We start from the raw sequence: 23,001 nt of genomic DNA, 5'->3' as shown, positions 1-23,001 counted from the left end.
CCGTCGTCACCGGCCACACAGACGGCCACGCCCGCCCTGGTCGGAACGGATGACAACTCGTGCTGCGGCCGACGAGGGGACTTCTGTAGGTTTTCCGGCATCGGGGAGACCCCGTGAGGAGGCCACGATGGAGGTGAGCGGCGCCCACGCGGTGACGCCCGTGCCCTCGCCGGCCAGGTCCGGCGTGCTGGCTACGTTGGCTGCGCTGGTGATCGCTGCGACGTGGTGGTTGGCGCTGCAGTCGGGAGCAGCCGACGCGCAGACCAGTTTCGTCACGTGGATCAACGACCCGCCCCCGCCCCTCGGGACCGTGCTGGCCGTCGCCAACCCCCTGTTCCGGCCCGTGCCCCTGGCCGTGGTCGGGCTCATCCTCGCCGGGTGGATCATGGCCACCGCAAGAGGCGCCCGATGGGAGGCGTTGCGGGCGATCGTCATCAGCGTCGCGGTCGCCGAGGTGATCACCCAGACGCTCAAGCGCTTGGCCCACCAACCCCGACCGACCGCGTCGATCGTCGGGCTGGACGTGCACGGTTACCCCAAGGACCCCTACGGCGACGCCTACCCCTCCGCCCACACGAGTGTCGCCGTCGGCCTCGTCACGGCGCTGTGGCCCTGGCTGACATGGCCGCAACGGGTTGTCGGCGTGATCCTCGCCAGCTTGGTGGCGCTCAACCGGCTCTACATCGGCGCGCACTGGCCCATCGACGTGATCGGGGGCGCCGCGATCGGGCTGCTCTCCGGATGCGCATGCTGGTTCGTGGCCTCGAGATGGCCCATCGCGGTGGCCGCCTGACGGCGCTCGCCCTGCGAGCAGGTTCACGGACGCGCAAGCTTACCCTTGGCGCCCGCACACAGAACGTGCGTCACTTCGCCGCCAGGCGCCGTTCCCATCTGACGTGAATCCGGGCGGAGCGCGCGGATTCAGCTGTCCTCACCGGGCATTGAAGGCAAGGTCGACCAGTAGCCCGGGGTGATCGGTGGTGCCCTGCATGTCGATGACGGAGCGCGATCGCAGCTCGGCGCCCGGACTCGCCACGACGTGTTGAACGGCGTCGTCGTCGGTGTGCTGGTAGCCGGTTGGCAGGCAGGCCAGTGCGCTAGGCGAACTGCGAGCCGGGAGGTTCAGGTCCCCGCCGAGGATGGCGGGTGCGCCGCCGGAGCGGCGGCGGATTCCCGGCACCACCGATGTGAGCAGGTATCGGCACTGCTCGAGGGCGACGGTCGCGTTCGTGCTGGCCGTATGCGTGGTGCAGGCAGAGAACCGTCTGGCCAGATCGATGCACGCCCAGACGCGTTCCTCCGGGTCGCTGGAGTCTTGCACCGGATAAACGCCAGTACGGACGTCAGCGCTCGACGAGGGAGCCATCACGAGGACGGCGTCACCGAACTCCTGACCGTTCCGGCACAGCACCGGGGCCTGGCTGGGGCGATCCTTGGCGGACGCGAACGCCTCGGCGATCGTGGCACCACGCCACGCCATCGACATCGCCTGCTTCAGGACGCGAACGTCATCGCGGCACACCTCGTTGAGGGTGATCATGTCCGGCCGATCCTCGTGCGCCAGTGTCACCGCCATGCTGACGGCGCGACCGCCGGCGTAGCAGGCAGCGCGCCCGCTGTTGCACAGGTTCATCTGCAACACGCGCACACGTGTCTCCAGCGGACCGGTCGTCGGCCGACTCGTGCGGGCTGGGGTGCTCGCCGCGCTGCCGGCGCCACAGGCGGCGAGGCCGCCGATCGAGAGAGCCGTGAGCCACGCCAAGGCAGCCCGGCCCGGGCCGCGGATGACGCCCACGCGCATACGGACCATCAAACCCGGCGAGTCACGCGGTGCGCAATCAGCACGGGGGACGACGTGACCCATGCACGCTCGATCGGGTCAGTGCGTCGTCCCAAGCCACGTCGCCGTGCGCGAACACGACCTTGCGCTCGTCGCTCGCCCACACCTCGAGCCACGACGGGGCGCCGTGGCGTCCCGTGAATCGCGGGCCGGGGCTTTGTTTCAGGCCCTGGAGCAGCTCATCGGGGACCCATTGCGGTGTGCAGCCGCCGTAGGACCCGCCACACCCACACGTCTCGATGACGACGCCAGCCTCTGCTTCAAGGAGGGCCTGGGCTTCCTCCTCTGTCACGTCCTCCGACACGAGGTGAAGGCTCTTGCCGTCCAGGTCGAAGAACTCGCCAGCTGCGTTGAAGCCGCCGGGCCGAGGTGCGTGCTGACCCGTGCTGGAGGCATCGGTCTCAGACCACGTCGGTTCCCTGACCAGGTCGGCAAATGTCGGTCGCCAGCGACGTTTCCCATGCCTCATCGTGTCACTCGTGGTTAGCCGCGGGCACGGACTTTCCGCCGCCTGGGCTCATCGCCCGACGATACCCGCGCACATGCCGTCGATGCGGCGGTCGCCTATGGGAGACCGCGCCTAGTGGAACACGGCCCGCCTGTGCGACGGGGTCGGCCCGGGAGTGGGTTGCCCCTTCAGCGGACTAGGCCGGAAGTGCCGTCCATCGCGACGAATCGGTAGCCGCGGGCCTGGTACCAGGCGATGATCTTCGGCAGCGCGGCGACGGTGTTGCCGCGGAAGGACGAGACTTTGCTTTCCGGCTCGCTGGATGCCTTTCCGGCATGCATGAGCACAATCGGGTGCGAGGGGTTCGCGTAGCGCAGGTCGGTGCCCTTCTTGAGGATCGCCGCCTGAGCGGTCGCCGACAGGTAGGGCGGTTGCGACCAGTCCTGGGTGTCGACGCTCCACAGCACGGTGCGCATGTTGTTGAGCTTCGTCGCCGCGTTCACGTTGTTCATGTGGCCCCCCGGAGGCCTGAAGAAGCATGACGGCTTGCCGGTGACCGCGCGCTGCTGAGCAGCAGTCGTCTTGATCTGGTTGCTCAGGTACGGCACGGCCCAATAGCCGTTGGCCGCAGTCGGATAGGCGTGGTCCCACGTGTGAGGCTCGATCAGGTGACCCTGCGCAGCAGCCGACTTGAGCACCGCGGGCATCCGGGCGTCGTACTTGCCGACGTTGAAGAAGGTGGCGCGCACGTTGTACTTGCGCAGGACCGCCAAGACTGCCGGCATGTACTCCGCCCGTGAGTCGTCGAAGGTGAGCGCGACCGTCTTCCCGGTCCCCGGCGCGGTGCGCGCACTTGTACCGGCCAGCGCCGTGTTACAGGTAGTCGCTGCCTCCGCCGCCGTCCCGGGCCCGGTCCCGAAGACAGACAGGAGAGCGGTCACGGTTGCGGACGAACTTCCTGCGTGGAGGGACGAGACGCCTGACGCGTCTATCCGCCGCGCTTGAGGTCCACTCGCCCTGAGGCGGACGCTCGTAACTCGCCGGCCTAGTACTCGCGTGGCACTGATCGTGCGATCTCGGCGAGGGCGTCATCTGTGAAGAGGTCTCGCGGAAGCACGAGGGTTGTCTGCGCCCGGCGGCGATCCCGCCGCAGCAGCACCGCGTCCCTGGTCAGTCGCCGAGCGATGTACTCGCTCCAACGTACGTGAATCGTTCCTTGCCGGGCCTGCAGCACGAGGTGCTCCTGAGTCACCTGTGCGCGAATCGTCATCCCGACCGGGTACTGCGCGCGGCAGGCGATGCGGGCAGCCCGACGTGTCTGCAGGTAGTTGGCGACGCCGATGAGGAGAAAGACGCCCGCGAGGGCCAGGTAGAACAGCGACTCGGCCACCACACCGATGGGCAGCAGCAGCGCCGGTGGGACAAATGGAAACAGCGTGTCAGCCGATGTGGTGCGGACCCGAGCAGCTGCCGCCGTGACTCTCCCCTGAACCTGCGGTGTCACCTCGAGGCTCAGTGGCAGCACCGGCCCAGGGGCGCCGAGGAAGGTGGGTGCGTCGCCGTGCCCCTCCAGGAACGCGATGTCCTCGTCGGTCACTAATTCAGTGGGCAATACGAAGGATGCTGTCCGCGACCAGATCATCACCCGGTCCCGGGTGCGACTCACCATCGCGGCCGAGCCTCGGGCCAGGGAGACCGTTCCCGTGACATCTGTGACTGTCCACTCGCCCCAGTCCGTATACGCCGTGGAGACCGTCTGGCCGGGCCCGAGGCCTTTGCGCAGCGACCGGCGGATCAAGAACCACCACCAGGCGACACCGCCGGATACAACCGCCAGTGACAGCAGGATGCCGATGAGCCATCGACCGGTGAGCCACGAGACGACGAGCCCGGGCAGCATCCACAGAACAATCCACTTCATCGACGCCTTGGAAGCGACGGTGTCGAGAAGCAGACCCCACGCCAGTTGAAAGCTTCGTGCCCTGTCAATCGTGAGAGTGCGCGCCGAACCTGGCACCGGTGGAATGGCTCGACTCATCGACGTCCCCTGTTTGCCCCGAGAATGGTGTGATCGCTGCGGCTACCCGCAGCGGATTTTAGGCAGGGTGTCGCACGTGGGGGCTTAGGACCATTCTCCGGCCGTTCCAGCTCGCAACAGTCTCCAAGGCCCAACTCGCTGCGGTGTCGCTCCCGGACGGCTACCCCGGGCGGATCCACGACCTTTTGGAGGAGTTCGACTTCGACCACGCCCGGGGACTGCGCCGCGACCTGGGCGCCCTCGACTTCGTCACCGCACGAGAGAACATCCCTCCGCGGCCCGCCCGGCACCGGCAAGACCCACCTCGCCACCGGCGGCATCGCGATCCGCGCCCGCCAGGCCGGCCACCGGCTCCTGCTCGCGACCGCATCCGAATGGGTCGGCCGGCTCACACGCGCCCACCCCGACGGGCGACTGCAGGACGAGCTCCGACGCTTGGCCCGGATCCAGCTGGATATCAGTGGAAGCCCGGGCGCAAACCTTCGGATGTCCCTGACCAGACCCTGGCCCTGGCCGCGCCGGGCATCGTGTCAGGCCAGGCTCGGGTGTTCGCGGCACGTGCACGGGCGTTGGCTCCCGAAGGTGCTACTTCCGCACTCGGGCTCCTGGTGAAAGAATCGATTGTTGGTGACTCTGACGTCACTGAGGCGCCTCTGGAACGCCGTTGGAAGGGTCACCGCGATCCCGCCCGGGCAAACCTCCATGCATCCAAGGACCGCCGTTGCCGCGGCCGCCGCTACCCAGCTCGCGATGCCGTTGGCGCGGGCCGACCCCGCGCATTCTGGTCCCCTGGCGGATCCGATCGGTCCGGATCGACGCATATATGCCAGGAGGAGTGATGTCTGAGACAACGACGCTGGAGGGGGTCGTCTACGACCTGGAAGGAACCCTGCTCGAGGTCTGCACCTGTGGTGTGCTCTGCCCGTGCTGGGTGGGTGAGGATCCCGACAACGGATCCTGCTCCGCGATGAACGCCTACCACTTCGACAAGGGGACGATCCGCGGGATCGACGTCAGCGGACGGTCCCTCGCCCTTGCCGTGTACATCCCCAACAACGTGCTCGAGCCCGGAAGCTGGAAGGTCGCGATGTACGTCGACGACGGGGCAAGCGACGAGCAGTTCCGGGCCATCGTCGACGCGTACTCCGGCAAGCTCGGCGGTCCGCTGGCGGACTTGGCGGGTCTGGTCGGCGAAGTGGTCACCACCGACCGGATCCCGATCACCCACGAGGTCCGGGACGGGGCCGGGACGCTGAGACTGGGCGACTTCGGCAGCGCCGACATGCAGCCGTTCCGCGACCCGAGCGGCACCAAGATCACCACCCTGCGCGACTCCCTCTTCTCCACCGTCCCGGGCTCACCCGCCTACGTTTCGAAGGCCAGCCACGCGGAGGTCAATCTGCCCCAGTTCGACATGGTCTGGCGCAACGAGCAGGGCAACGCGATCCAGGCGGATTACCACATCACCCACTCGTCGTGACCACGCGGGTAGCGACGGGGGCTCGGCTGCCACGCATCGTGCCGGCCACGATCATCGCCGCCTGGGCGACGGCAGTCGCCGCTGAGGCCACCGGGTTCGGCGCACGGCTGCACCACGACGCGCTGATCGAGCACGGCCCGCCGTTGTGGGTCGGGTCGCTGGCCTTCCTGCTGGCCTGGCAGGTGATGGTGGCGGCCATGATGCTCCCGTCGAGTCTGCCCCTCATCCGCATGTTCGGGGTTGCGGCTCGGGGCCAAGAGCGGCCGGGAACTGCGCTGGCGGGCCTGCTCGCCGGGTACCTGCTGGTCTGGACGGCGTTCGGCGCCATGGCGTTCCTCGCCGATGTCGCGGTGCATCGCACCGTCGATGCCACCCCATGGATGGCGGAGCGACCCTGGCTCGTGTCGGGCACCGTCCTCCTCACCGCCGGGTTGTTCCAGTTCACGGGACTCAAGGACCGCTGCCTGGACAAGTGCCGCCATCCCGCGATGTTCATGACGCGCTACTACCGGAGGGGGCCGCGCCACGCTTTTGAACTCGGGGTCAGGCACGGTGGTTTCTGCTTGGGGTGCTGCTGGGCCCTGATGCTGCTGATGTTCGCCGCCGGCGTCGCCCACCTCGCCTGGATGGGTGCGCTGACCGCGTTGATGATCTACGAGAAGGTCGGCCGCCGAGGCCGCGAGGTGGGCCGTGCCGCTGGCCTCGGCCTGGTCCTGCTCGCGCTTGCAGTCCTGCTGCAGCCCTCATGGCTGCCCAGCCTGCTGCTGGCGCCCTTCTCGGAATGACACAGTGCGGGGGTCACGTGACCACGCGCCGCAACTTGCAGTCTGTGAGTTCACCCAGTCAGGGTTCCCCATGATCGACTTCCAGAACGCGAGTTACATCAAGCTCAATCAGGTCGACTACAGCCAGGTCGCTGGTCAGATCGACCCCTACTGATCGAGGGAGAGCAAGCGTTCGCTGCCTCAAAGGCATGCGCGATCACGTCGTGTTAACAAGCAAGCGCATCGCAGTCAACGTTCAGGGCATCACCGGCAAGAAGAAGGACTTCACTTTCCTCCCCCTCGTCAAGATCCAAGCATTCTCGGTCGAGACCGCGGGCACCTTCGACCTCGACGCCGAGCTCGAGCTCTGGTTCTCAGGACTGGGCAAGGTCAAGTTCGAGTTCAGCGGCAGGACCGATGTGGCATACCTGAACAAACTCATCGCTCATCACGTCTTGTGATGTCGCGGTAGTGACTCGCCAACTGTCGCGTGGACCGCGTCACACTGCCGCGTGTCGGCGTGGCCCGCAGTTGACGGGATGGCTCCATGCATCGGTGTGTAGGTCGTGGCTGAGTTCACGCGCGGGCGGAAAGGTTCGATCCTGGTCGTGGGTGCTGGGCGCTATCCCGTCAGAGGAAGTCGGCCGGGTCGAAATCCTCGATGGCAATGACTCGTATCCGCGGCAGTGACTCTCTGAAAGCTTGCACGTCGTACTCGAGGTCGAAGGTGGCTAGACCCTGGGCCGTCAACTCCAAGAACGCGCTGCTGCGGAACTCCTGAAACCCGACAACGCCCACTCGCCGACCGTCCAGCAGGTCACCCACTTGGCCGACGAAGTCGCCGTCGTTGCTGACCAAGAGCACGTCGGCACGGCGTCGACGAATCTCGGTCAGGGTCCGCTGGATGGCGATATCGACCACCTTCTCGCCCGCAGCTCCTGAAAGCGGGACGGGTCGGTAGCCGATAGCCATCAACGCCTGGACGAACGGCATCGGAAGCTCGTTGTTTGCGGCGAGGAAGAAGAGCCCGGCTGCCGGCTGCCCCCACAGCTCCGTCGCGAACTGCAACAGCCGTTCCCACCTCGGACGCTCGTCGGGCCGAGGTCGCCGTCCCAGGATCGAGGTACCGAGAGTGGCGTCAATGTTCTCCCCGTCGATGAGGACGTACGTGATTCGAGGAGACTCAGCCATGAGGGGGAGCCTACGTTGACCTCCGGTCCCCCCTCTGGCACGCGATCGATGAGCCGACGGTCCGTGCGAGATGCGGGCCAGGTATCGCCTGGGCCGATCGGCAACAGATCAGGCGCGCTGGCCGAAGACGCACGGGTGGATGCCGCTGCACGCGTCTATCCGCCGCAAGGCGGGCGAGGACGACGGACGCCACAGTCCCGGCTCCGCGTCCGTTCCACGTCGGCTCGAAGCTGCAGAGCGCTCGGCAGCCGACTGGGGTGATTACCAGAACTCGGCCCAGGTGACTAGTCACTTGCTCCGCAAAACGGTCCAAATGGGCTATATCAGGACGGAGTCTGCGTTCGTAGTGTCTCTTCTTGGGCCTGTGGGGGTCCGCATGATCGGGGCCGGTGGGACGGCTCGGGTCGGCTCGGTAGTCATGGGAGGCGCCGGGCCGGGGAGGGGTGGTTGTCATGAGTGCTGTCGCAACGCTGGATCTGTGGGTGGACGAGTGGGCCAAGGAGGCCAACTGTGTCGGCCAAGACCCTGAGGCGCTGTTCGTCCGGGGCAAGGCCCAGCATCAGGCCAAGGCGATCTGCAAGACGTGCCCGGTGCTAGCGCAGTGCCTGGCCGAGGCCCTGGACAGCAGGACCGAGTTCGGGGTCTGGGGAGGCATGACCGAGCGGGAGCGCCGAGCGCTGCTCCGGAAGCGGCCCGACATCACCTCATGGAAGTCTGCCCTTCAGGCAGGAATGGCGTCACAGGCCAGCTAGGCGCTCAATCGGCGATGCGAGCTGACCAGTCGATCGTTCGTGACCATCCGGTCGTCGGAGATTGCGGCTCCGTCGCAGGGAGCGGTTCCTCGGCACCAAGTGGGACGGGGCGCTCCTGTGCGCGACAGGACGGCCACACGGAGTGGCTGAAGAGGAGACGACCCCATGCCAGAAGGCACCCCTCACGTTCAGGGCACGGATGATCCCGCACCGCCGCGGCACGACCTCGTCGACCATCAGCTGCTCGAGGAGATCGAACTCCTCGATGACGTGATCAGCCGAGTGGCAGAGCACGCCGGCTACCTGTCAAGTGACGAAGTGGACTCCGCGCTGGGGCTGCCAGGCTGTGCCCATGGATCCTTCCGTGGTCCGGAGGACATGGTGGCTTCACGTCGCTGATCACGCGCGACCGGGCGAACGTTCTCGAGCCTCGAGGAGCGGTGACAGCCGTCCATTGACTGGTTGCGTCTGACCGCCGAAAGGCGGGCCGCACGCTCGCTTTTCGCCGGCGACAGGTCCGGGCTCCAGAAGCGAGGCAAGATGGGTGGACCGCCACGTCCCGGGAGGTCCAGCCTGACTCAGCTCACCCCTGCCCCGCTGGCCCGCGCTGCCGTGCGCTGGTCCTTGGGTCACGCCCTGCCTCGCACCGCCCTGCGGCGATCGGCCCAGCAGGGCGACCTGCATGGCCGCATGTTCGTGGCCACGCAGTCCGGCGAGCGAGCAGCGCTGGAGCCGGTCCTGGACGAGCTGCGCGCGCACACCCCGTTCTACCGGGGCAGGTTCGCCTCGGTGACCGCGGACCATGCTGCGGCGCGCGCGGTGTTGTCCAACCCTGATGCCGGCGCTCGCCGCCTTCCAGTGGACGGGGGAAACACCCTTGCTCGGCTGCAGGTGTGGGCCATGCAGGACGCGCCGCTAGGACCCCTCACCCCGCCCTCCTTGCTGGTGACCGAGCCGCCTGACCACACCCGCTACCGCAAGCTCGTGTCGCGGGTCTTCACCGCCCGGGCGGTCGAGAGGCTGCGCGGCCGCACTCAGCAGATCGCCACCGAGCTCCTCGACCAGATCGACCCGAGACATGCTGTCGACCTCGTCGAGACGTACTGCAGCCTCCTGCCGGTCACCGTGATCGCGGAGATCCTCGGCATCCCAGAACGCGACCGCGAGAAGGTGCTCGAGCTGGGTGCAGCGGCGGCGCCCAGCCTCGACCTCGGGCTCTCCTGGAACACGTTCCGCCACGTCGAGTCCGCGCTGCGCGAGTTCGACCAGTGGCTGGGGCAGCACCTCGAGAGCCTGCGACGGCGACCGGGCGAGGACCTGCTCAGTCAGCTCGTCGCCGCTCAAGAGGACGGCGTCGGCCTCACCGACGTCGAGCTGAGGTCCACCGCGGGGCTGGTACTCGCGGCCGGCTTCGAGACCACCGTCAACCTGCTCGGCAACGGCATCGCGCTGCTCGCGAGCAGCCCCGAGCAGCGCAGGCTGCTCGCCGAGCGGGACGACCTATGGCCCAACGCCGTGGAAGAGGTCTTGCGGCTCGACCCGCCGGTGCTCATCACCGGACGCATGGCCATGGCCGACACCGAGGTCGCGGGCGTCCCGATGCGGCGCGGATCGGTGATGGTGGCACTGCTGGCCGGCGCGAACCGAGATCCCCAGGTCTTCCCGGAGCCGGACACGTTCGACGTCACCCGGCCGAACGCCCGCGAGCACCTCTCGTTCTCCGCTGGTCGGCACTTCTGCCTGGGAGCGTCCCTGGCCCGGATGGAGGGCGAGATGGGGCTGCGGACACTGTTCGAGCGGTATCCCGACGCACGGGTCGAGGACGGCGCCGTACGCCGGAGCACCCGCATCCTGCGCGGCTACGAGCACCTTCCTGTGACGCTCAGCCCCTGATGCTCTGAGTCGGTTCAGTCAGGACGCTTGGCGCGGTCGACGGCCGAGAATGCTTCACAGACAAGGAAAGCCGGCCACACCAGGCCCCGCGCGCGGCCCCGCTCACGACGGGAGGATGTTGATGACGCGGGAGAGCACGACGGCGAGGACTCCCAGGGAGATCATCGACTGCACGGCCATCAACCCCTTGACGCGATGGGTCAGGGGAAGTGTGTCGGTCGGGCTGAAGGCCACCACGTTGGTGAACGCGACGTAGAGGTGGTCCGGGAAGCGTGGCTGCCAGTCGGCCGCTGCGAGTCCCTCGGTGCCGGTCTGGGGGAACTGGAAGTCGGGGTAGCGGCGAGGTCCCTCCCGGCGGGCATCCGGGCCGCCGCCGTCGATCTGCCAGTAGAGCAGCCCGAAGGTGACGACGTTGGTGGCGAGCAAGGTGACCGCGGTGACGAGCAGCTGGGTCACGGTGGGTGGCGTCTCGCCTGGCGGGGTGCTTCGCAGCACGAGTGCCACGAGATGGGCTGCGGCGCCGGTGTTCGCCGCGATCAAGATGGCGACCAGGGCCAGGACCAGGGGACGAGCAGCCCGCGGGACGGGTCCCGGCTTCGCCGCCACGGCAAGGAGTATGAGCACCACCACCCCTTCGATCACCGGCACCGCGACCGGCGGTCCTTCGCGCATCTTCGCCGGCACCAGGACCTGCGGAAGGATGACCGCGACGAGGGCGGCCAGAGGCCACCGGTAGCTTTCGGGCCCAGCAACGGGACCCGTCTGTCCCGAACCAGCGCCGCGCCGCGCCCCCGCCCCCGGCTCCGGCCCGCGCCGCGCCCCCGGCTCCGGCCCGCGCCGCGCCCCCGGGTCCGGCTCCGGCTCCGGCTCCCGGTCCGGCTCGGGCTCGATGCTCGGCTCGTCGGCCATGGGCCCATCATGCGCGCACCCGCGATCCACGTCCCTGGATCTGGGCGGAGCCCAGCCGTCGACCCTTATGCGCGAGTTCTCCGTGGAGCTCTACGGGTCAGGAAGGCGAAAGGGTCGCCCCATGGGTCATGCTCGTCGTGTGAGTGGATCCATCCGGGCAGCGTTGCACCACAGCCAGCTCATCGACCTGACGACGACCGGCCGGCGAACCGGCCAGCCTCGACGCATCGAGATCTTCCTGCACAGCGAAGACGACCAGCTGTTCATCACCGGCATGCCTCGGGCCGATCGGACGCGTGACTGGATCCACAACATCAAGGCCGACCCGCACGTCGTGATCCACCTGAAGCAGTCGGTCGTCGCCGACGTCGCTGCGACGGCGCGCGTGGTGACCGACCCGGACGAGCGTCGACCGTACATCGAGGCCGCCGCCAGGCGCTGGCGCCGAACCGACATACCGGAGATGTTGGAGCACAGTCCGCTGATCGTGCTCACGGTCGATGACCAGGCCGACCACGAGCCGGACGCGTAGAGGTCCCGTCAGGGGTCCCGGTGACGGTCACTACGCTCACACCTGCACTTCGGTGTCCGCATGTGCGGGCCGCCATCCGCGCGGTCGCCGCGTCGACCGAGCTTCGAGGAGAATTGTGCTGGCCAAGTTCCCGGGACGCTGTATGCGTTGTGCTGAGCCGATCCGAGCAGGCGACGAGATCGTCGGTGCCAGCAGCAAGGCCACGGGCTGGGTGCACGCCGTGTGCCGGACCGAGCTCGCGCTCCCGGGGCTGACGACCCCACCATCGACGCCGTCCCGGGCGCCGGCCGCCAAGACCGCGGGCAAGGTCCGGGCGCCGAAGCCAGCGATGGTCGCTCCAGAAGGTGCGACCTTCGTCTACACCGACGGCGCGTGCTCGGGGAACCCTGGCCCGGGCGGCTGGGCCTGGGCGATCGACCGCGACCGCTTCGCGTCGGGCTCGGAGCGACCGAGCACGAACCAGCGGATGGAGATCCGCGCGGCACTGGAAGCCGTCACCGCGCTCCCGGGCCCGCTGGTCGTGGTGAGCGACTCGACGTACGTCGTGAACTGCTTCCGCGACCGGTGGTGGGACGGGTGGCTCAAGCGCGGTTGGACCACCTCGGCGAAGAAGCCGGTCGCGAACCGGGACCTGTGGGAGCCGCTCGTGCTGGCCGTCAAGGAGCGCGGCGACGTCGCCTTCCACTGGGTGAAGGGTCACTCCGGCCACGAGATGAACGACCTCGTCGACGAGCTCGCCGTGGCGGCCAGCCACCGCCGCGACTAGGCCGCACCTCACCGCGACAGGAGCCCGCATCCGGCCCAAACCCCTGCTAGGGGACGAGGATCGCCCGCCCGCGCACGCGTCCGGCCTCGAGGTCGTCCATCGCCTCGTTGACGGCGTCGAGCGGGTACGTGCGGGTGTGCATCGTCACCTTGCCCGCGGCGTTGAGGGCCATGAGCTCGGCCAGGTCGTTGTAGGTGCCGACGAGGTTGCCGATGATGTTCCGCTCGGTCGAGATGATGTCGATGGTGGGGATCTCCAGGGTGCCGCCATAGCCGATGACGAAGTCGCTCCCGGCGCGCCGCGTCATGGCCCAGGCATCCCTCTCGGCGCCCCGCTCGCCGACGAAGTCGAGCACCACCTCGGCGCCGTTGCCGTCGGTCAGCTCGAGCACCTTGTCGACCTGGCTGCCGTCGGCGAGGACCGTCTCGTCAGCGCCCATCTCCGAGACGAGGGCGAGGGCCGCGGGGTTGGGGTCGAGGACGACGATCCGGGTGGCGCTCATGGCGCGCAGGGCCTGGATCCCGATGTGTCCCAGGCCGCCTGCGCCGATCACGACACACGTCGAGCCCGGGAAGAGCAGCGGGACGGCCTTCCTCACCGCGTGGTATGCCGTGAGGCCGGCGTCCGCGAGCGCGGCCACTGCAGCCGGCTCGACCCCCGGGGCGAGCTTGACGACGGACCGGGCGGAGGTGCGGATCCGTTCGGCCATGCCGCCGTCGGTGTCGATGCCGGGGAACTGGCTGTGCTCGCAGTGCACGTCGTCCCCGGCGCGGCATGCGCGACAGAGCCCGCAGGTGACCCACGGGTGCAGAATGACGGCGTCGCCGGGCGCCACGTGCTCCACCGCCGAGCCCACCTCGCGCACCCAGCCGGCATTCTCGTGGCCCAGCGTGTAGGGGAGGGTGACGTTGCTCTTCTCGGCCCACTGACCCTCGACGATGTGCAGGTCCGTCCGGCACAGGCCGGCGCCGCCGATGTCGACGATGACGTCCAGCGGACTGTCGAGCGTCGGTTCCGGAACGTCCTCGACCACGGGACGTTTGGTGTACTCGTGCAGCCGGACCGCCTTCATGGCATCTCCTCACGCCCTGGAGCGACAGCCCCGCAGACTGCCCCTCATGGCAGCCAAGCACCCCGAGAAGCCGTTGGCCAGTGCAACAGCGAATCCCCCGACCGTCTGGTCGGGGGATTCGCCGGGAACCGGGGTCACCCGGTGATGTCTCAGTGGGTCAGATGCCCCTGACCTTCTCGGCCTGGGGTCCCTTCGGACCCTGCGTCACATCGAACTCGACCTTCTGGCCTTCCTGCAGCTCGCGGTAGCCGCCGCTCTCGATGGCCGAGTAGTGAACAAAGACATCGGCGCCGCCGCCGTCCTGCTCGATGAAGCCGAAGCCCTTTTCGCTGTTGAACCACTTGACGGTGCCTGTTGCCACTGGTGTTGCCTCTTCTGGTCAGCGAGGTCTCCCGTATGGAGACCTCAGGATGCCGATGGGTCACAACGAACGCCGCACGCGAGACTTCGCGCGCCGACGCGTTGTGCCCGGTTCCGAACTCGTGGACCGGGACGGCAGCCGGGAACGACGCTAGCAGCCACCCGCCCCATCTGCCCTGCACAACAAAGAACCAGGCAGTTGCCTCGCGCAGCCAGCCCCCCGGCGTCCCGCGTGCCAAGGTTGGACGCGTGAGTGACGAGCTGCCCGCGTTGACGGTCGCGGACGCAGCCGCGTGGCATGCCTGGCTCCACGAGCACCACGCTGATGACCCCGGCGTGTGGCTGATCTTGGCGAAGAAGGGCGCCGCCGCGCCCACGAGCCTCAGTTACGACGAGGCGCTCGAGGAGGCGCTGTGCCACGGCTGGATCGACGGGCAGGTCCGCGGCGGTGACGAGCACAGCTACCGACAGCGCTTCACACCGCGCACTCCGCGCAGCGGGTGGTCGAAGCGCAACGTCGCGATCGCAGAGCGGCTCACGGCCGAAGGCCGCATGCAGGCGTCCGGACTCGCCGCGGTGGAGCGCGCCAAGGCTGACGGACGGTGGGACGCCGCGTACGCCGGACCGGCGAGCATCGAGGTGCCGGCGGACCTCGCCGCGGCCCTCGACTCAGACCCCGCCGCGCGGACGATGTTCGAGAACCTCGACGGCAGGAACCGCTACGCCGTACTCTACCGCGTCGAGACCGCGAAGCGTGCCCAGACCCGACGCCGGCGCATCGAGCAGTTCGTGGCCATGCTCGGGCGGGGAGAGACCATCCACCCCAGCACGCCCAGGGCTCAGGAGGGTCGCCGCGACGCGTAGCGCTGACAGCCACGAGAGACTCAACGACCTGAGAGCTTCAGCCCGAACGCCGTGGCCATGGAGGGCGCGGTGGCGGCCTCGGCGAGCGGCTTGGCCCCGAGGACCTCGCTGTAGAGCCGGGCGAGCGAGTAGTGGGTCAGCGGCGTGGTGACCACGCCGTGCACGGAGGGGTGGGCCACGGCGGTCAGGACGAGGTTGTTCTGGTGGTGGTCATCCTCGTCGGCGGTGACCACGACCGCGAGATGGCCGCTGCGCCAGTCCGGGCCGGACATCACCGTTCCGACCTGGGTCCGGAGCCATTGGTCCGCGACCGAGAGATCACAGTCGTGGGCGTCGTTGCACAGATCGGGAACCACCATGCCGGCGTTGGGCAGCCGTCCGTTGGTGACGTCCTTGCTCAGCTCGGTGGCGGGCACGTCGTACTTGGCACAGGAGGAGCGCTCGGTCAGGTAGTAGGCCCACGGGTTGTGCTTGACGGCGTACTGTCCGGAAGCCTCGGTCGCGCAGTTGCCCGGCATCCCTTCGGCGTACACCTTCGCCGTCTTGCCCAGCGACAGCGCCTGGCCGAACACGGACGGCTGGTCGGTCGTGTGGCTGGAGGGCGGGTCGTCGTCGGTGATGCCGAACGTGCTGCCGCCGGTCATCGCCAGGTAGTTGGGCAGCGAGGGGTGAGTCACCGCCTGGTAGCTCGTCGCGACCGCGTACTGCTTCCCCAGTCCCGTCGTGTAGGGCATGGCTTCGCGCATCTGGTCCAGCGAGTGGTTCTCGACGACGAACACGAGCAGCTTGGTCACCGTCGCCGACGGCACCTTCGCCGCGGGCTCCGTGCCGGGCTGCACCGTGCCGGGCTGCACCGTGCCGGGCTGCACCGTGCCCGGCTGCGCCGTGGAGGAGGTGGCAGGTGGGGAGGCCGCTCCCGCTCCACAGCCGGTGAGCACCAGCAGCGCGGTGGCGGTCACGAACCCTGCGCCCTTGTTCGACATGCGTCCTCCAAGGCCCGGAACGGCTTGCCGGGCAGACAGTAGCTACGGGATTTCAGAGCTGGCTGGGAGGCGAAGAAGTGACCGGTGGGCCGTCCAGCACCGTCGGCACGTACTCGACCAGCTGGATCCGACCGTCGAAGGTGCGGCTGTCCACCATGTCGAGCACGACGTCCGGGTACCCGTCGTAGATGCGCTCCCGGCCGGTGGCTCCGGTGATGACGGGGAACATCACGACCCGGAACCGGTCGACGAGCCCGGCCTCGAGCAGGGACCGGCACAGCGCGAGGCTCCCGATCGTGCGCATCGACCTGCCGCGGTCCTGCTTCATCGCGCGCACGGCCGCGACGGCGTCCCCGGCGACCAAGGTCGAGTTCTCCCACTCCAGCGGCTCGGCCAGCGTGTTCGAGAAGACCACCTTGTCCATGCCGGTGAGCACGTCGGTCCCCGGCTCGCCGTCCTTCGTGAAGGCGTGCATGAGCCGGTAGGTGTTCGCCCCCATCAGGACGACGTAGTCACCCTCCGGGCTCTCGCCCAGCCACTTGAGGTACTCCGGCCCCTCCAACCCCCACCAGCCCGGCCAGCCCTCGGCGGAGGCGTATCCGTCGAGTGACGTGATGAAGTCGACCACAAGCTCTGGCATCCCGGCTCCCTTCCTCTCTCGCCAGTCTGCCTCTGGTGCCCTGACTCGGAGGGCGACATCGTCGTATGCGGGTTGCCCCGTTCGTCGTGCTGGTGACAGGAGGAGACGGCGGACCCTGCCGAAACCACAGATCGCGAAGGAAGTCTCGACATGACCAGACCGTTCCGGTTCGGAGTCGTCGCCCCGGTGCTGACCGACGTGCCGACGTGGCGCGACCAGGTGCAGCGCATCGCCGACGGCGGCTACTCGACCCTGCTGGTGCCCGACGTCCCGCACTGGCAGCCTGCACCTGCACCCACCCTCGCGATGGCGGCGGCCTGGACGAACCTGCGTGTCGGCACCTGGGTCTACGCCTCGCCACTGCGCCCTGCCTGGAGCACCGCATGGGAGGCGCACTCGATGTCGGTGCTCACCGAGGGCCGCTTCGAGATGGGCATCGGCACCGGGCGGCCCGGCATCGAGGACGAGCTGCGACACCTCGGCATGCCGGTGGCGTCACCGGGAGAGCGCCTCGCCCGAGTCCGCGAGACGGTGACCGCACTCGGGGAGCTGGACGGCGCCGGCGCCCACACGCCGGTCGTCATGGCCGTCCGTGGTCCCAGGGCCCGAGCACTCGCCCTCGAGCTCGCCGACACGGTCACCATCGCAGCCGTCGCCAGCGACAGCCGTGCCACGGTCGCCGCGCTGGCCCGCGAGGTGCAAGCCGCGCGAGACGTCGAGCTGGCACTGCACGTTCCGGTCGTCGGCGACCTGGTCGCGCCGTTCATGGCCTCCGCACGAGACACCGATGCGACCGCGCTGCGCGAAGCGGACTCGCTGGCCGTCCTCCCGGCCGACCCGGCAGCTGCCGCCGAGGAGATCCAGCGACGGCGCGAGGAGATCGGCTACTCCTACTTCGTGCTGGGCGCCGAGGGCGCCGACAGACTCGCCCCGATGGTGGCCGAGCTCGCCGGCCGGTGACGCGCCCGGTTCGCGACGCGGCAGCCGGCCGGTCTCCTAGGCTGACGCCGTGCTCAGAAACCGATCGGCGCCGCACGCGCGGGTCACGCCGGTGCTGACCGTGGCCGACGTCCGCGCGGCCGTGACCTGGTACACGGAGGTCCTCGGGTTCGTCGAGCACGTCCGCATCGGCGACGGGCATCGCTCGCAGCTGGGCCTGCCGGACGGGCCGGCGGCCGAGCTGGTCGTTGCCGAGGTCCGCCCCGGTCGGCGGACGCCGGAGCAGGGTCGCTCGCACCAGGTGATGCTCAAGGTCGCCGACGTCGCCGGCGTGGTGCAGATGGCCCTGGCGGGAGGAGCAGTCCTGGTCGACCCGCCGCACGACTGGGAGTACGGCGAGCGGCAGGCCACGATCGACGACCCCTTCGGGCACCAGTGGGTGCTGGGCCAGACGCTGGTCGACGTCGAGCCGGAGGAGTGGGGCGGCCAGACCGTCACCCCACGCACGGCCGCGCGGGGCTACCGTCGGAGCATGAGCATCGAAGACATCGGCCCCCGTCCTCAGTCCTTCGACATCGAGAGCGAGACGCTCCAGAACCGCAACTACCGCACTGTCGCCTGGAGCGGCAAGTACCTGCAGGTCACGCTCATGTCGATCCCGGTCGGCGGTGACATCGGGCTGGAGCAGCACCCCGCGACGGACCAGTTCATCCGGCTCGACGCAGGGCGCGGTCGGGCGCAGATGGGTCCCGCCAAGGACGAGCTGACCTTCGACCAGGAGGTCACCGACGGCTGGTGCGTGATCGTGCCGGCCGGCAGCTGGCACAACGTCACCAACATCGGCGACGAGCCGATGCAGCTCTACACCGTCTACGCGCCGCAGCACCACAAGCCCGGCAAGGTGCACGAGACGAAGGAGGACGCCGACCGCGACACGGACGACGAGCCCGCGGAGTGGTCCGTGCAACCCCAGTCCGTCCCCGACCAGCACGCCTGAGCGGGCCCCGCAGCAGCAGGTGCCCGCACCCGCGTCAGGAGGTCGGATGGACGTCGCCGCAGTGCTCCGACCGGTGGTCGACGCCGCCCTGGCCACGCAGGTCCCGGTGCGCATCGACTGCTGGGACGGCAGCTCCCTGGGTCCGGCGGACGCTCCCGTCGTCGTCCGCTTCACCTCGCGCCGCGCCCTGCGCCGCCTGGTCTGGGCGCCGAACGAGCTGGGCTTCGCCCGCGCCTACGTGTCCGGAGACGTCCGGATCGAGGGCGACCTCCTCGACGCGCTGAGCCGTTTCGACGCGCTGGCCGACCCGCAGCGCGGGCCCGGCGTCCACGTCGGCCGCGACACCATCTCGGCCGTCGCCAAGGCTGCCCTGCGGCTCGGCGCGCTGGGCCCACCGCCTCGGCCGCCTGCCGAGGAGATCCACCTCTCCGGCCGCCGGCACGCGAGGCGGCGGGACGCCAAAGCGGTCTCGCACCACTACGACGTCGGCAACGACTTCTACGCCCTGGTCCTCGGCCCGTCGATGGTCTACTCCTGCGCCTACTTCGAGAAGGCGCCCTCGACGGCATACGACCTCGAGGACGCGCAGCGCGCGAAGCTCGACCTCGTCGCCCGCAAGCTGGGGCTGCGCCCCGGGATGCGGGTCCTCGACGTCGGCTGCGGCTGGGGCTCGTTCGTCCTCCACGCGGCCCAGGCATACGGCGTGACCGCTGTGGGGGTCACGCTCTCGCAGGAGCAGGCAGCCTTCGCCCGCGACGCCGTCGCAGCCCAGGGGGTCGGCGACCGCGTCGAGATCCGCGTCCAGGACTACCGCGACGTCCCCGACGGGCCGTACGACGCCATCGCCAGCATCGGGATGGCCGAGCACGTCGGCCTCGCGCAGCTGAGCACGTATGCCGCACACCTCCATTCGCTCCTCGCGCCGGGTGGGCGACTCCTCAACCACGCGATCTCGCGCCGGCCCGGGCCTCCCGGGGACCCCAAGGGCGACAGGACCTCGTTCATCGACCGCTACGTCTTCCCCGACGGCGAGCTGCACCCGCTCGCGACGACGGTCGACGTGCTGGAGTCGGCGGGCTTCGAGGTGCGTGACGTCGAGTCGCTGCGCGAGCACTACGTCGACACGCTGCGCGCCTGGGTGGGCAACCTCGAGGAGAGCTGGGACGAGGCCGTCCGGCTCTCGAGCGCGGGCCGTGCCCGGGTGTGGCGGCTCTACATGGCCGGCTCCGCCCTCGCCTTCCAGTCCAACCGGCTCGGCGTCAACCAGGTCCTCGCCGTCAAGCCGGAGCCGGGCGGAGCCAGTGGCATCCCGCGGACGCGGGCCGAGCTGCTCGGCGCCGAACCGGTGACCCTCGACCGGCCCTGACGCCGGAGGGCCCGCGGTCAGGCCTCGGCCCGCAGGACCTTGACCATGGGCCGACCCTTGGCGAGCTCGTCGACGAGCTTGTCGAGGTAGCGGACCTTGCGCATCAGCGGGTCCTCCACCTCCTCCACGCGCACGCCGCAGACCGTGCCGGTGATGAGGGCGACGTTCGAGTTCAGCTCGGCATCGGCGAAGAACTGCTCGAACGTCGTCCCGGCCTCCAGATGGTGCTGCAGCTCGGCCTCCGAGAATCCCGTCAGCCACTCGATGACCTCGTCCAGCTCGGCCTTCGTCCGGCCCTTCCTCTCGACCTTCGCGACGTACGCCGGGTAGACCGACGCGAACGACATGGTGGAGATGCGGCTCATACACCGAGCGTAGCCACGAGCACCGCTACGGTCGGGTCCATGGCCATCGCCCGCTACCCCAGCTTCGTCATCGACTGCCCCGACGCCGCCGCGCTCGGCACCTTCTACGGCACCCTGCTCGACTGGTCGGTCAAGACCTCCGACGGCTGGGCCGAGATCCGCGACACCTCCACCGGCCAGTGCATCTGCTTCCAGCAGGTCGAGGACTACACGCCGCCGCGGTGGCCGGCCCAGTCGGCGCCGCAGCAGATGCACCTCGACGTCATGGTCGAGGACCTCGACGCAGCCGAGCCGCAGGTCCTCGCGCTCGGCGCCACGAAGCACGAGCACCAGCCCGGCACGTCGTTCCGCGTCTTCCTCGACCCGGCCGGGCATCCCTTCTGCCTCTGCGTCGACTGACAGCCCGACCGCCTCCGTGCTCTGACGGGAGGCAGCAAAAACGCCGTTGCCCCCGATTCCCCGGTGCGACAATCGCCATGTCGCCCCAGTCCGAAGAGGGAAGAGAGGGCAGCCCGATGTCGCGCACTCCTGAAGAGGTCTTCGCACACCACGGCCAGGTCCTGGGAGCCGGCGACCTGGACGGCATCCTCGAGGACTACAGCGAGGACTCGCTCTTCATCGTCCAGGGCAAGGTCCTCCGAGGGCTTGACGGGGCACGGGAGGTCTTCACCCAGCTCCTGTCGGACGTCCCGAACGCCGACTGGAACCTCGCCACCACCTTCGCCGACGACGTCCTGTATCTCGAGTGGGCGGCCAGGAGTGCGGGTTCCAGGGTCGAGGACGGCATCGACACCTTCGTCTTCGCCGACGGCAGGATTCGCGTGCAGACCATCGTGTACCACGTGCAGCGCGACTGACAGCTGCTCCGCGATCCGCCTCTCGTCAGCGGAGGCGGCTCAGGTCCAGCGTCCACACCGGGTTGCCCGGCGCCGCGTCGACCCGGGCACCGGTCGCCAGCCGCGTCGCCGGCTGGAGGAGGGGGACGAAGGGGCTGCGCGCGTTCATCGCGAGCTGCCACGCGGCATACGCAGCCGCCCGGTCGTCACCGACCGAGGCCCTCGCGGCCTGCGTGAGGTCGTCCATGGCGGGGTCCGCGCCTCGCGCCCAGCCGGCGCGCGACCCGATGAGCTCGCCGGGCGCGAACGCCAGGTAGTTCGCCGGGTCGAGGTAGTCGGGGCTCCAGCTCCACAGCCCGAATGCCGTGCGCCCCTCGCGGTACGCCGCGGCCGCCTCGCGCGCGGGCGCCGGGCTCAGGTGCACCTTGATCCCGACCTCTGCGAGCTGGTCGCGCACCGCCGTCGCGAGCGCGGTCCGCGGGAGGCCCTGGATCGGCAGGTCGGCGGCATACGACAGCGGGATCGGCTGGCCGGCATACCCCGAGCGCTTGAGCGCCGCCCGCGCGGCGGCGAGGTGGCGCGGCGGCACGATGGGCAGCGTCACGACAGGGGTGGGTATGCCGTCGGCTCCCGTCGTGACGACGGCGCTCGGTGCCCCGGTGGGCCCGGTCGCCGACGTCACCGGCGCTGAGGACGTGGTGGGCGTGGTCGGCGTGGCCGAGGCGCTCGTCGCGGGGGTCGGGGTTCCGGTCGAGGAGCCGGGAGCCGTGGACGTCCCGCTCGGGCTCGGCTGCGGCACGACGTCCTTGAGCGCGCCGACGATGCCGGCCGGGACGAGGCCGGCGGCGGGCTCGGACCCTGGCGCGTCGCCCGCCAGGGCGATCCGGTCGAGGCCGAGGCGGACGGCCTCGGCGAAGTCGGGGTTGGCCGTCCAGGCGTTGACGGCCTTGTCGCGGTCGAGTGCCAGGTAGACGAGCGTGCTCGAGCGCATCGTCTTCACGGTGACGGCGGGGGTCGCGGGAATCGCTGGCACGGCGGTGCCGGCCGTCGCCGACGGGCTGGCGGTCGGGTCGGCACCGGCTCTGGCGACCTCGCTCGCCTGCGCCGGCGACAGGTCGAGGGCGACGTCGGCATGACCGGACCGGATGTCGGCCAGCTGTCGCGCCGGCGTGACGTTCCGGACGAGGAGCTCGGGGAACTTCGGCCGGCTGCCCGCCCAGTGCGGGTTCGGGGCGAGCCGCACCTCGGAGGCTCCGCGCACGCTGTCGAGGACGTAGGGGCCCGAGCCGGCCGAGTGGGTGGTGAGATAGCCGGTTGCGGTGTCGCCGGGACCGATCGTGCCGCCGTTCGCCTTGACGACGGTGCTGTTGAGGATGCCGAACGCCGGGTTGGCGAGGATCGCCGGCAGGGCGAAGTTCGACGACGGCGAGCTCAGCGTGAAGGTGCGGTCGTCGACCTTGACGGACGAGACCTGGCCGAGGAGCGAGGACACCGGGCCGCCCAGTCCTTCGGCCCGCTCGAGCGTGAAGAGCACGTCGTCGGTCGTCATCGGCGTGCCGTCGGAGAAGCGGACGCCCTTGTGCAGCCGGAAGGTGAGCCAGCGCCCCTCCGGCGAGAGGGTGTAGTCGGCCAGGCCAGAGCCGACCTTCGTCGGGTCCTCCGGGTCGAGGCTCGTCAGCGTCTCGTAGAGCGCGTGCGTCACCATCGCCCCGGTCCGGTTGAACTGCTGCGTCGGGTCGAGGCTCGTGTGGTCGAAGACGGCGTCGACGACGAGCGGCTCGACCGCGGGCGTGGTGCTCACGGCCGCCGGTGTCACTCGCGGGGAAGTGCCGGCGGTGGGTGCGGTGGCTGACGAGTCCGCCGTGCAGGCAGCCGCCGAGCCCAGCGCGAGGACGCCGAGGGCCGCCACCGCGACGGGGCGGGCGTGACGTCGACGCATGGGCTTCCTTCGGGCTGCCCGGCGGGT

General features: G+C 69.5%; 27 protein-coding genes. 16 read left to right on the top strand and 11 right to left on the bottom strand.

Annotated features, from left to right (window positions below; genetic code table 11):
* Nucleotides 1–127 precede the first annotated feature (127 nt).
* Entirely contained in the window at nt 128–793 is a 666-nt protein-coding gene (locus LQK93_RS09705) for a phosphatase PAP2 family protein (RefSeq protein ID WP_374971335.1), read from the top strand.
* A 138-nt stretch (nt 794–931) separates the two neighbouring features.
* On the opposite strand, the gene LQK93_RS09700 is transcribed toward LQK93_RS09705, so the two are convergent.
* From LQK93_RS09700 to LQK93_RS09690, 3 genes are all read right to left on the bottom strand, one after another.
* Nucleotides 932–1,801 carry a hypothetical protein gene (locus tag LQK93_RS09700; protein ID WP_374971334.1) on the bottom strand — a complete coding sequence of 290 codons (870 nt, stop codon included), beginning with the start codon at nt 1,799–1,801 and terminating at the stop codon, nt 932–934.
* Nucleotides 1,802–2,476: 675 nt separating this feature from the next.
* Complete coding sequence (locus LQK93_RS09695; RefSeq protein WP_374971333.1) at nt 2,477–3,229, bottom strand: polysaccharide deacetylase family protein; 753 nt, start codon at nt 3,227–3,229, stop codon at nt 2,477–2,479.
* Between the two features lie 104 nt (nt 3,230–3,333).
* Complete coding sequence (locus LQK93_RS09690) at nt 3,334–4,326, bottom strand: hypothetical protein (protein ID WP_374971332.1); 993 nt, start codon at nt 4,324–4,326, stop codon at nt 3,334–3,336.
* 36 nt (nt 4,327–4,362) lie between these two features.
* Between LQK93_RS09690 and LQK93_RS09685 the strand changes: the two genes are divergently transcribed.
* The 4 genes from LQK93_RS09685 to LQK93_RS09670 all read left to right on the top strand — a co-directional run bounded on the left by LQK93_RS09685 (nt 4,363) and on the right by LQK93_RS09670 (nt 7,031).
* Nucleotides 4,363–4,938 (top strand): ATP-binding protein, encoded by a 576-nt coding sequence (locus LQK93_RS09685; RefSeq protein ID WP_374971479.1) that lies wholly within the window; start codon nt 4,363–4,365, stop codon nt 4,936–4,938.
* A gap of 226 nt (nt 4,939–5,164) precedes the next feature.
* The gene (locus tag LQK93_RS09680) at nt 5,165–5,806 is read left to right on the top strand and encodes a DUF1326 domain-containing protein (protein WP_374971331.1); all 642 of its coding nucleotides are present in this window, start codon (nt 5,165–5,167) and stop codon (nt 5,804–5,806) included.
* Nucleotides 5,807–5,844: 38 nt separating this feature from the next.
* A complete protein-coding gene (locus LQK93_RS09675; protein ID WP_374971330.1) occupies nt 5,845–6,591 on the top strand; it encodes a DUF2182 domain-containing protein in 747 nt (248 codons plus the stop codon).
* Between the two features lie 188 nt (nt 6,592–6,779).
* A complete protein-coding gene (locus tag LQK93_RS09670) occupies nt 6,780–7,031 on the top strand; it encodes a PH domain-containing protein (RefSeq protein ID WP_374971329.1) in 252 nt (83 codons plus the stop codon).
* Nucleotides 7,032–7,200: 169 nt separating this feature from the next.
* On the opposite strand, the gene LQK93_RS09665 is transcribed toward LQK93_RS09670, so the two are convergent.
* The gene (locus tag LQK93_RS09665; protein ID WP_374971328.1) at nt 7,201–7,761 is read right to left on the bottom strand and encodes an NYN domain-containing protein; all 561 of its coding nucleotides are present in this window, start codon (nt 7,759–7,761) and stop codon (nt 7,201–7,203) included.
* 452 nt (nt 7,762–8,213) lie between these two features.
* Here LQK93_RS09665 and LQK93_RS09660 point away from each other — a divergent pair, with 452 nt between their 5' ends.
* The 3 genes from LQK93_RS09660 (at nt 8,214) to LQK93_RS09650 (ending at nt 10,406) form a co-directional block, all read left to right on the top strand.
* Nucleotides 8,214–8,513 carry a WhiB family transcriptional regulator gene (locus LQK93_RS09660; RefSeq protein WP_374971327.1) on the top strand — a complete coding sequence of 100 codons (300 nt, stop codon included), beginning with the start codon at nt 8,214–8,216 and terminating at the stop codon, nt 8,511–8,513.
* Between the two features lie 165 nt (nt 8,514–8,678).
* Nucleotides 8,679–8,912 carry a hypothetical protein gene (locus tag LQK93_RS09655; RefSeq protein ID WP_374971326.1) on the top strand — a complete coding sequence of 78 codons (234 nt, stop codon included), beginning with the start codon at nt 8,679–8,681 and terminating at the stop codon, nt 8,910–8,912.
* A gap of 291 nt (nt 8,913–9,203) precedes the next feature.
* The gene (locus LQK93_RS09650; RefSeq protein WP_374971325.1) at nt 9,204–10,406 is read left to right on the top strand and encodes a cytochrome P450; all 1,203 of its coding nucleotides are present in this window, start codon (nt 9,204–9,206) and stop codon (nt 10,404–10,406) included.
* 102 nt (nt 10,407–10,508) lie between these two features.
* On the opposite strand, the gene LQK93_RS09645 is transcribed toward LQK93_RS09650, so the two are convergent.
* Nucleotides 10,509–11,315, bottom strand: coding sequence for a hypothetical protein (locus LQK93_RS09645; protein WP_374971324.1), 807 nt, complete (start codon nt 11,313–11,315; stop codon nt 10,509–10,511).
* Nucleotides 11,316–11,454: 139 nt separating this feature from the next.
* On the opposite strand from LQK93_RS09645, the gene LQK93_RS09640 reads away from it, so the two are divergent.
* The gene (locus tag LQK93_RS09640) at nt 11,455–11,847 is read left to right on the top strand and encodes a nitroreductase family deazaflavin-dependent oxidoreductase (RefSeq protein WP_374971323.1); all 393 of its coding nucleotides are present in this window, start codon (nt 11,455–11,457) and stop codon (nt 11,845–11,847) included.
* A gap of 142 nt (nt 11,848–11,989) precedes the next feature.
* Nucleotides 11,990–12,613, top strand: coding sequence for a ribonuclease H (locus LQK93_RS09635; RefSeq protein ID WP_374971322.1), 624 nt, complete (start codon nt 11,990–11,992; stop codon nt 12,611–12,613).
* Between the two features lie 46 nt (nt 12,614–12,659).
* On the opposite strand, the gene LQK93_RS09630 is transcribed toward LQK93_RS09635, so the two are convergent.
* Complete coding sequence (locus LQK93_RS09630; RefSeq protein ID WP_374971321.1) at nt 12,660–13,685, bottom strand: NAD(P)-dependent alcohol dehydrogenase; 1,026 nt, start codon at nt 13,683–13,685, stop codon at nt 12,660–12,662.
* A gap of 157 nt (nt 13,686–13,842) precedes the next feature.
* Nucleotides 13,843–14,046, bottom strand: coding sequence for a cold-shock protein (locus LQK93_RS09625; protein WP_013493701.1), 204 nt, complete (start codon nt 14,044–14,046; stop codon nt 13,843–13,845).
* 248 nt (nt 14,047–14,294) lie between these two features.
* Between LQK93_RS09625 and LQK93_RS09620 the strand changes: the two genes are divergently transcribed.
* Nucleotides 14,295–14,909, top strand: coding sequence for a YdeI family protein (locus LQK93_RS09620; RefSeq protein WP_374971320.1), 615 nt, complete (start codon nt 14,295–14,297; stop codon nt 14,907–14,909).
* 20 nt (nt 14,910–14,929) lie between these two features.
* Here the strand turns inward: LQK93_RS09620 and LQK93_RS09615 are convergent, their stop codons facing one another.
* Nucleotides 14,930–15,892, bottom strand: coding sequence for an alkaline phosphatase family protein (locus LQK93_RS09615; RefSeq protein WP_374971319.1), 963 nt, complete (start codon nt 15,890–15,892; stop codon nt 14,930–14,932).
* Nucleotides 15,893–15,944: 52 nt separating this feature from the next.
* A complete protein-coding gene (locus tag LQK93_RS09610) occupies nt 15,945–16,532 on the bottom strand; it encodes a dihydrofolate reductase family protein (protein WP_374971318.1) in 588 nt (195 codons plus the stop codon).
* 150 nt (nt 16,533–16,682) lie between these two features.
* On the opposite strand from LQK93_RS09610, the gene LQK93_RS09605 reads away from it, so the two are divergent.
* Genes LQK93_RS09605 through LQK93_RS09595 form a run of 3 tightly spaced genes read left to right on the top strand, consistent with a single transcriptional unit; the run spans nt 16,683 to nt 19,834 of the window.
* Nucleotides 16,683–17,492: an LLM class flavin-dependent oxidoreductase gene (locus LQK93_RS09605; RefSeq protein ID WP_374971317.1), complete on the top strand. Its 810-nt coding sequence runs from the start codon at nt 16,683–16,685 to the stop codon at nt 17,490–17,492.
* Nucleotides 17,493–17,541: 49 nt separating this feature from the next.
* Complete coding sequence (locus LQK93_RS09600; protein ID WP_374971316.1) at nt 17,542–18,468, top strand: VOC family protein; 927 nt, start codon at nt 17,542–17,544, stop codon at nt 18,466–18,468.
* A gap of 46 nt (nt 18,469–18,514) precedes the next feature.
* On the top strand, nt 18,515–19,834 hold the full coding sequence (locus LQK93_RS09595; protein ID WP_374971315.1) for a class I SAM-dependent methyltransferase: 1,320 nt from the start codon (nt 18,515–18,517) through the stop codon (nt 19,832–19,834).
* 17 nt (nt 19,835–19,851) lie between these two features.
* Here the strand turns inward: LQK93_RS09595 and LQK93_RS09590 are convergent, their stop codons facing one another.
* Entirely contained in the window at nt 19,852–20,199 is a 348-nt protein-coding gene (locus tag LQK93_RS09590; protein WP_374971314.1) for a DUF2200 domain-containing protein, read from the bottom strand.
* A 39-nt stretch (nt 20,200–20,238) separates the two neighbouring features.
* Here LQK93_RS09590 and LQK93_RS09585 point away from each other — a divergent pair, with 39 nt between their 5' ends.
* The gene (locus LQK93_RS09585) at nt 20,239–20,598 is read left to right on the top strand and encodes a VOC family protein (RefSeq protein ID WP_374971313.1); all 360 of its coding nucleotides are present in this window, start codon (nt 20,239–20,241) and stop codon (nt 20,596–20,598) included.
* A 116-nt stretch (nt 20,599–20,714) separates the two neighbouring features.
* Nucleotides 20,715–21,056: a nuclear transport factor 2 family protein gene (locus LQK93_RS09580; RefSeq protein ID WP_374971312.1), complete on the top strand. Its 342-nt coding sequence runs from the start codon at nt 20,715–20,717 to the stop codon at nt 21,054–21,056.
* Nucleotides 21,057–21,081: 25 nt separating this feature from the next.
* Here the strand turns inward: LQK93_RS09580 and LQK93_RS09575 are convergent, their stop codons facing one another.
* The gene (locus LQK93_RS09575; RefSeq protein WP_374971311.1) at nt 21,082–22,974 is read right to left on the bottom strand and encodes an ABC transporter substrate-binding protein; all 1,893 of its coding nucleotides are present in this window, start codon (nt 22,972–22,974) and stop codon (nt 21,082–21,084) included.
* Nucleotides 22,975–23,001: the final 27 nt, after the last annotated feature.

This window comes from Terrabacter sp. BE26 (genome assembly GCF_041941675.1).
Taxonomy (GTDB): domain Bacteria; phylum Actinomycetota; class Actinomycetes; order Actinomycetales; family Dermatophilaceae; genus Terrabacter.
This window is presented reverse-complemented; position numbering and strand designations above follow the sequence as displayed.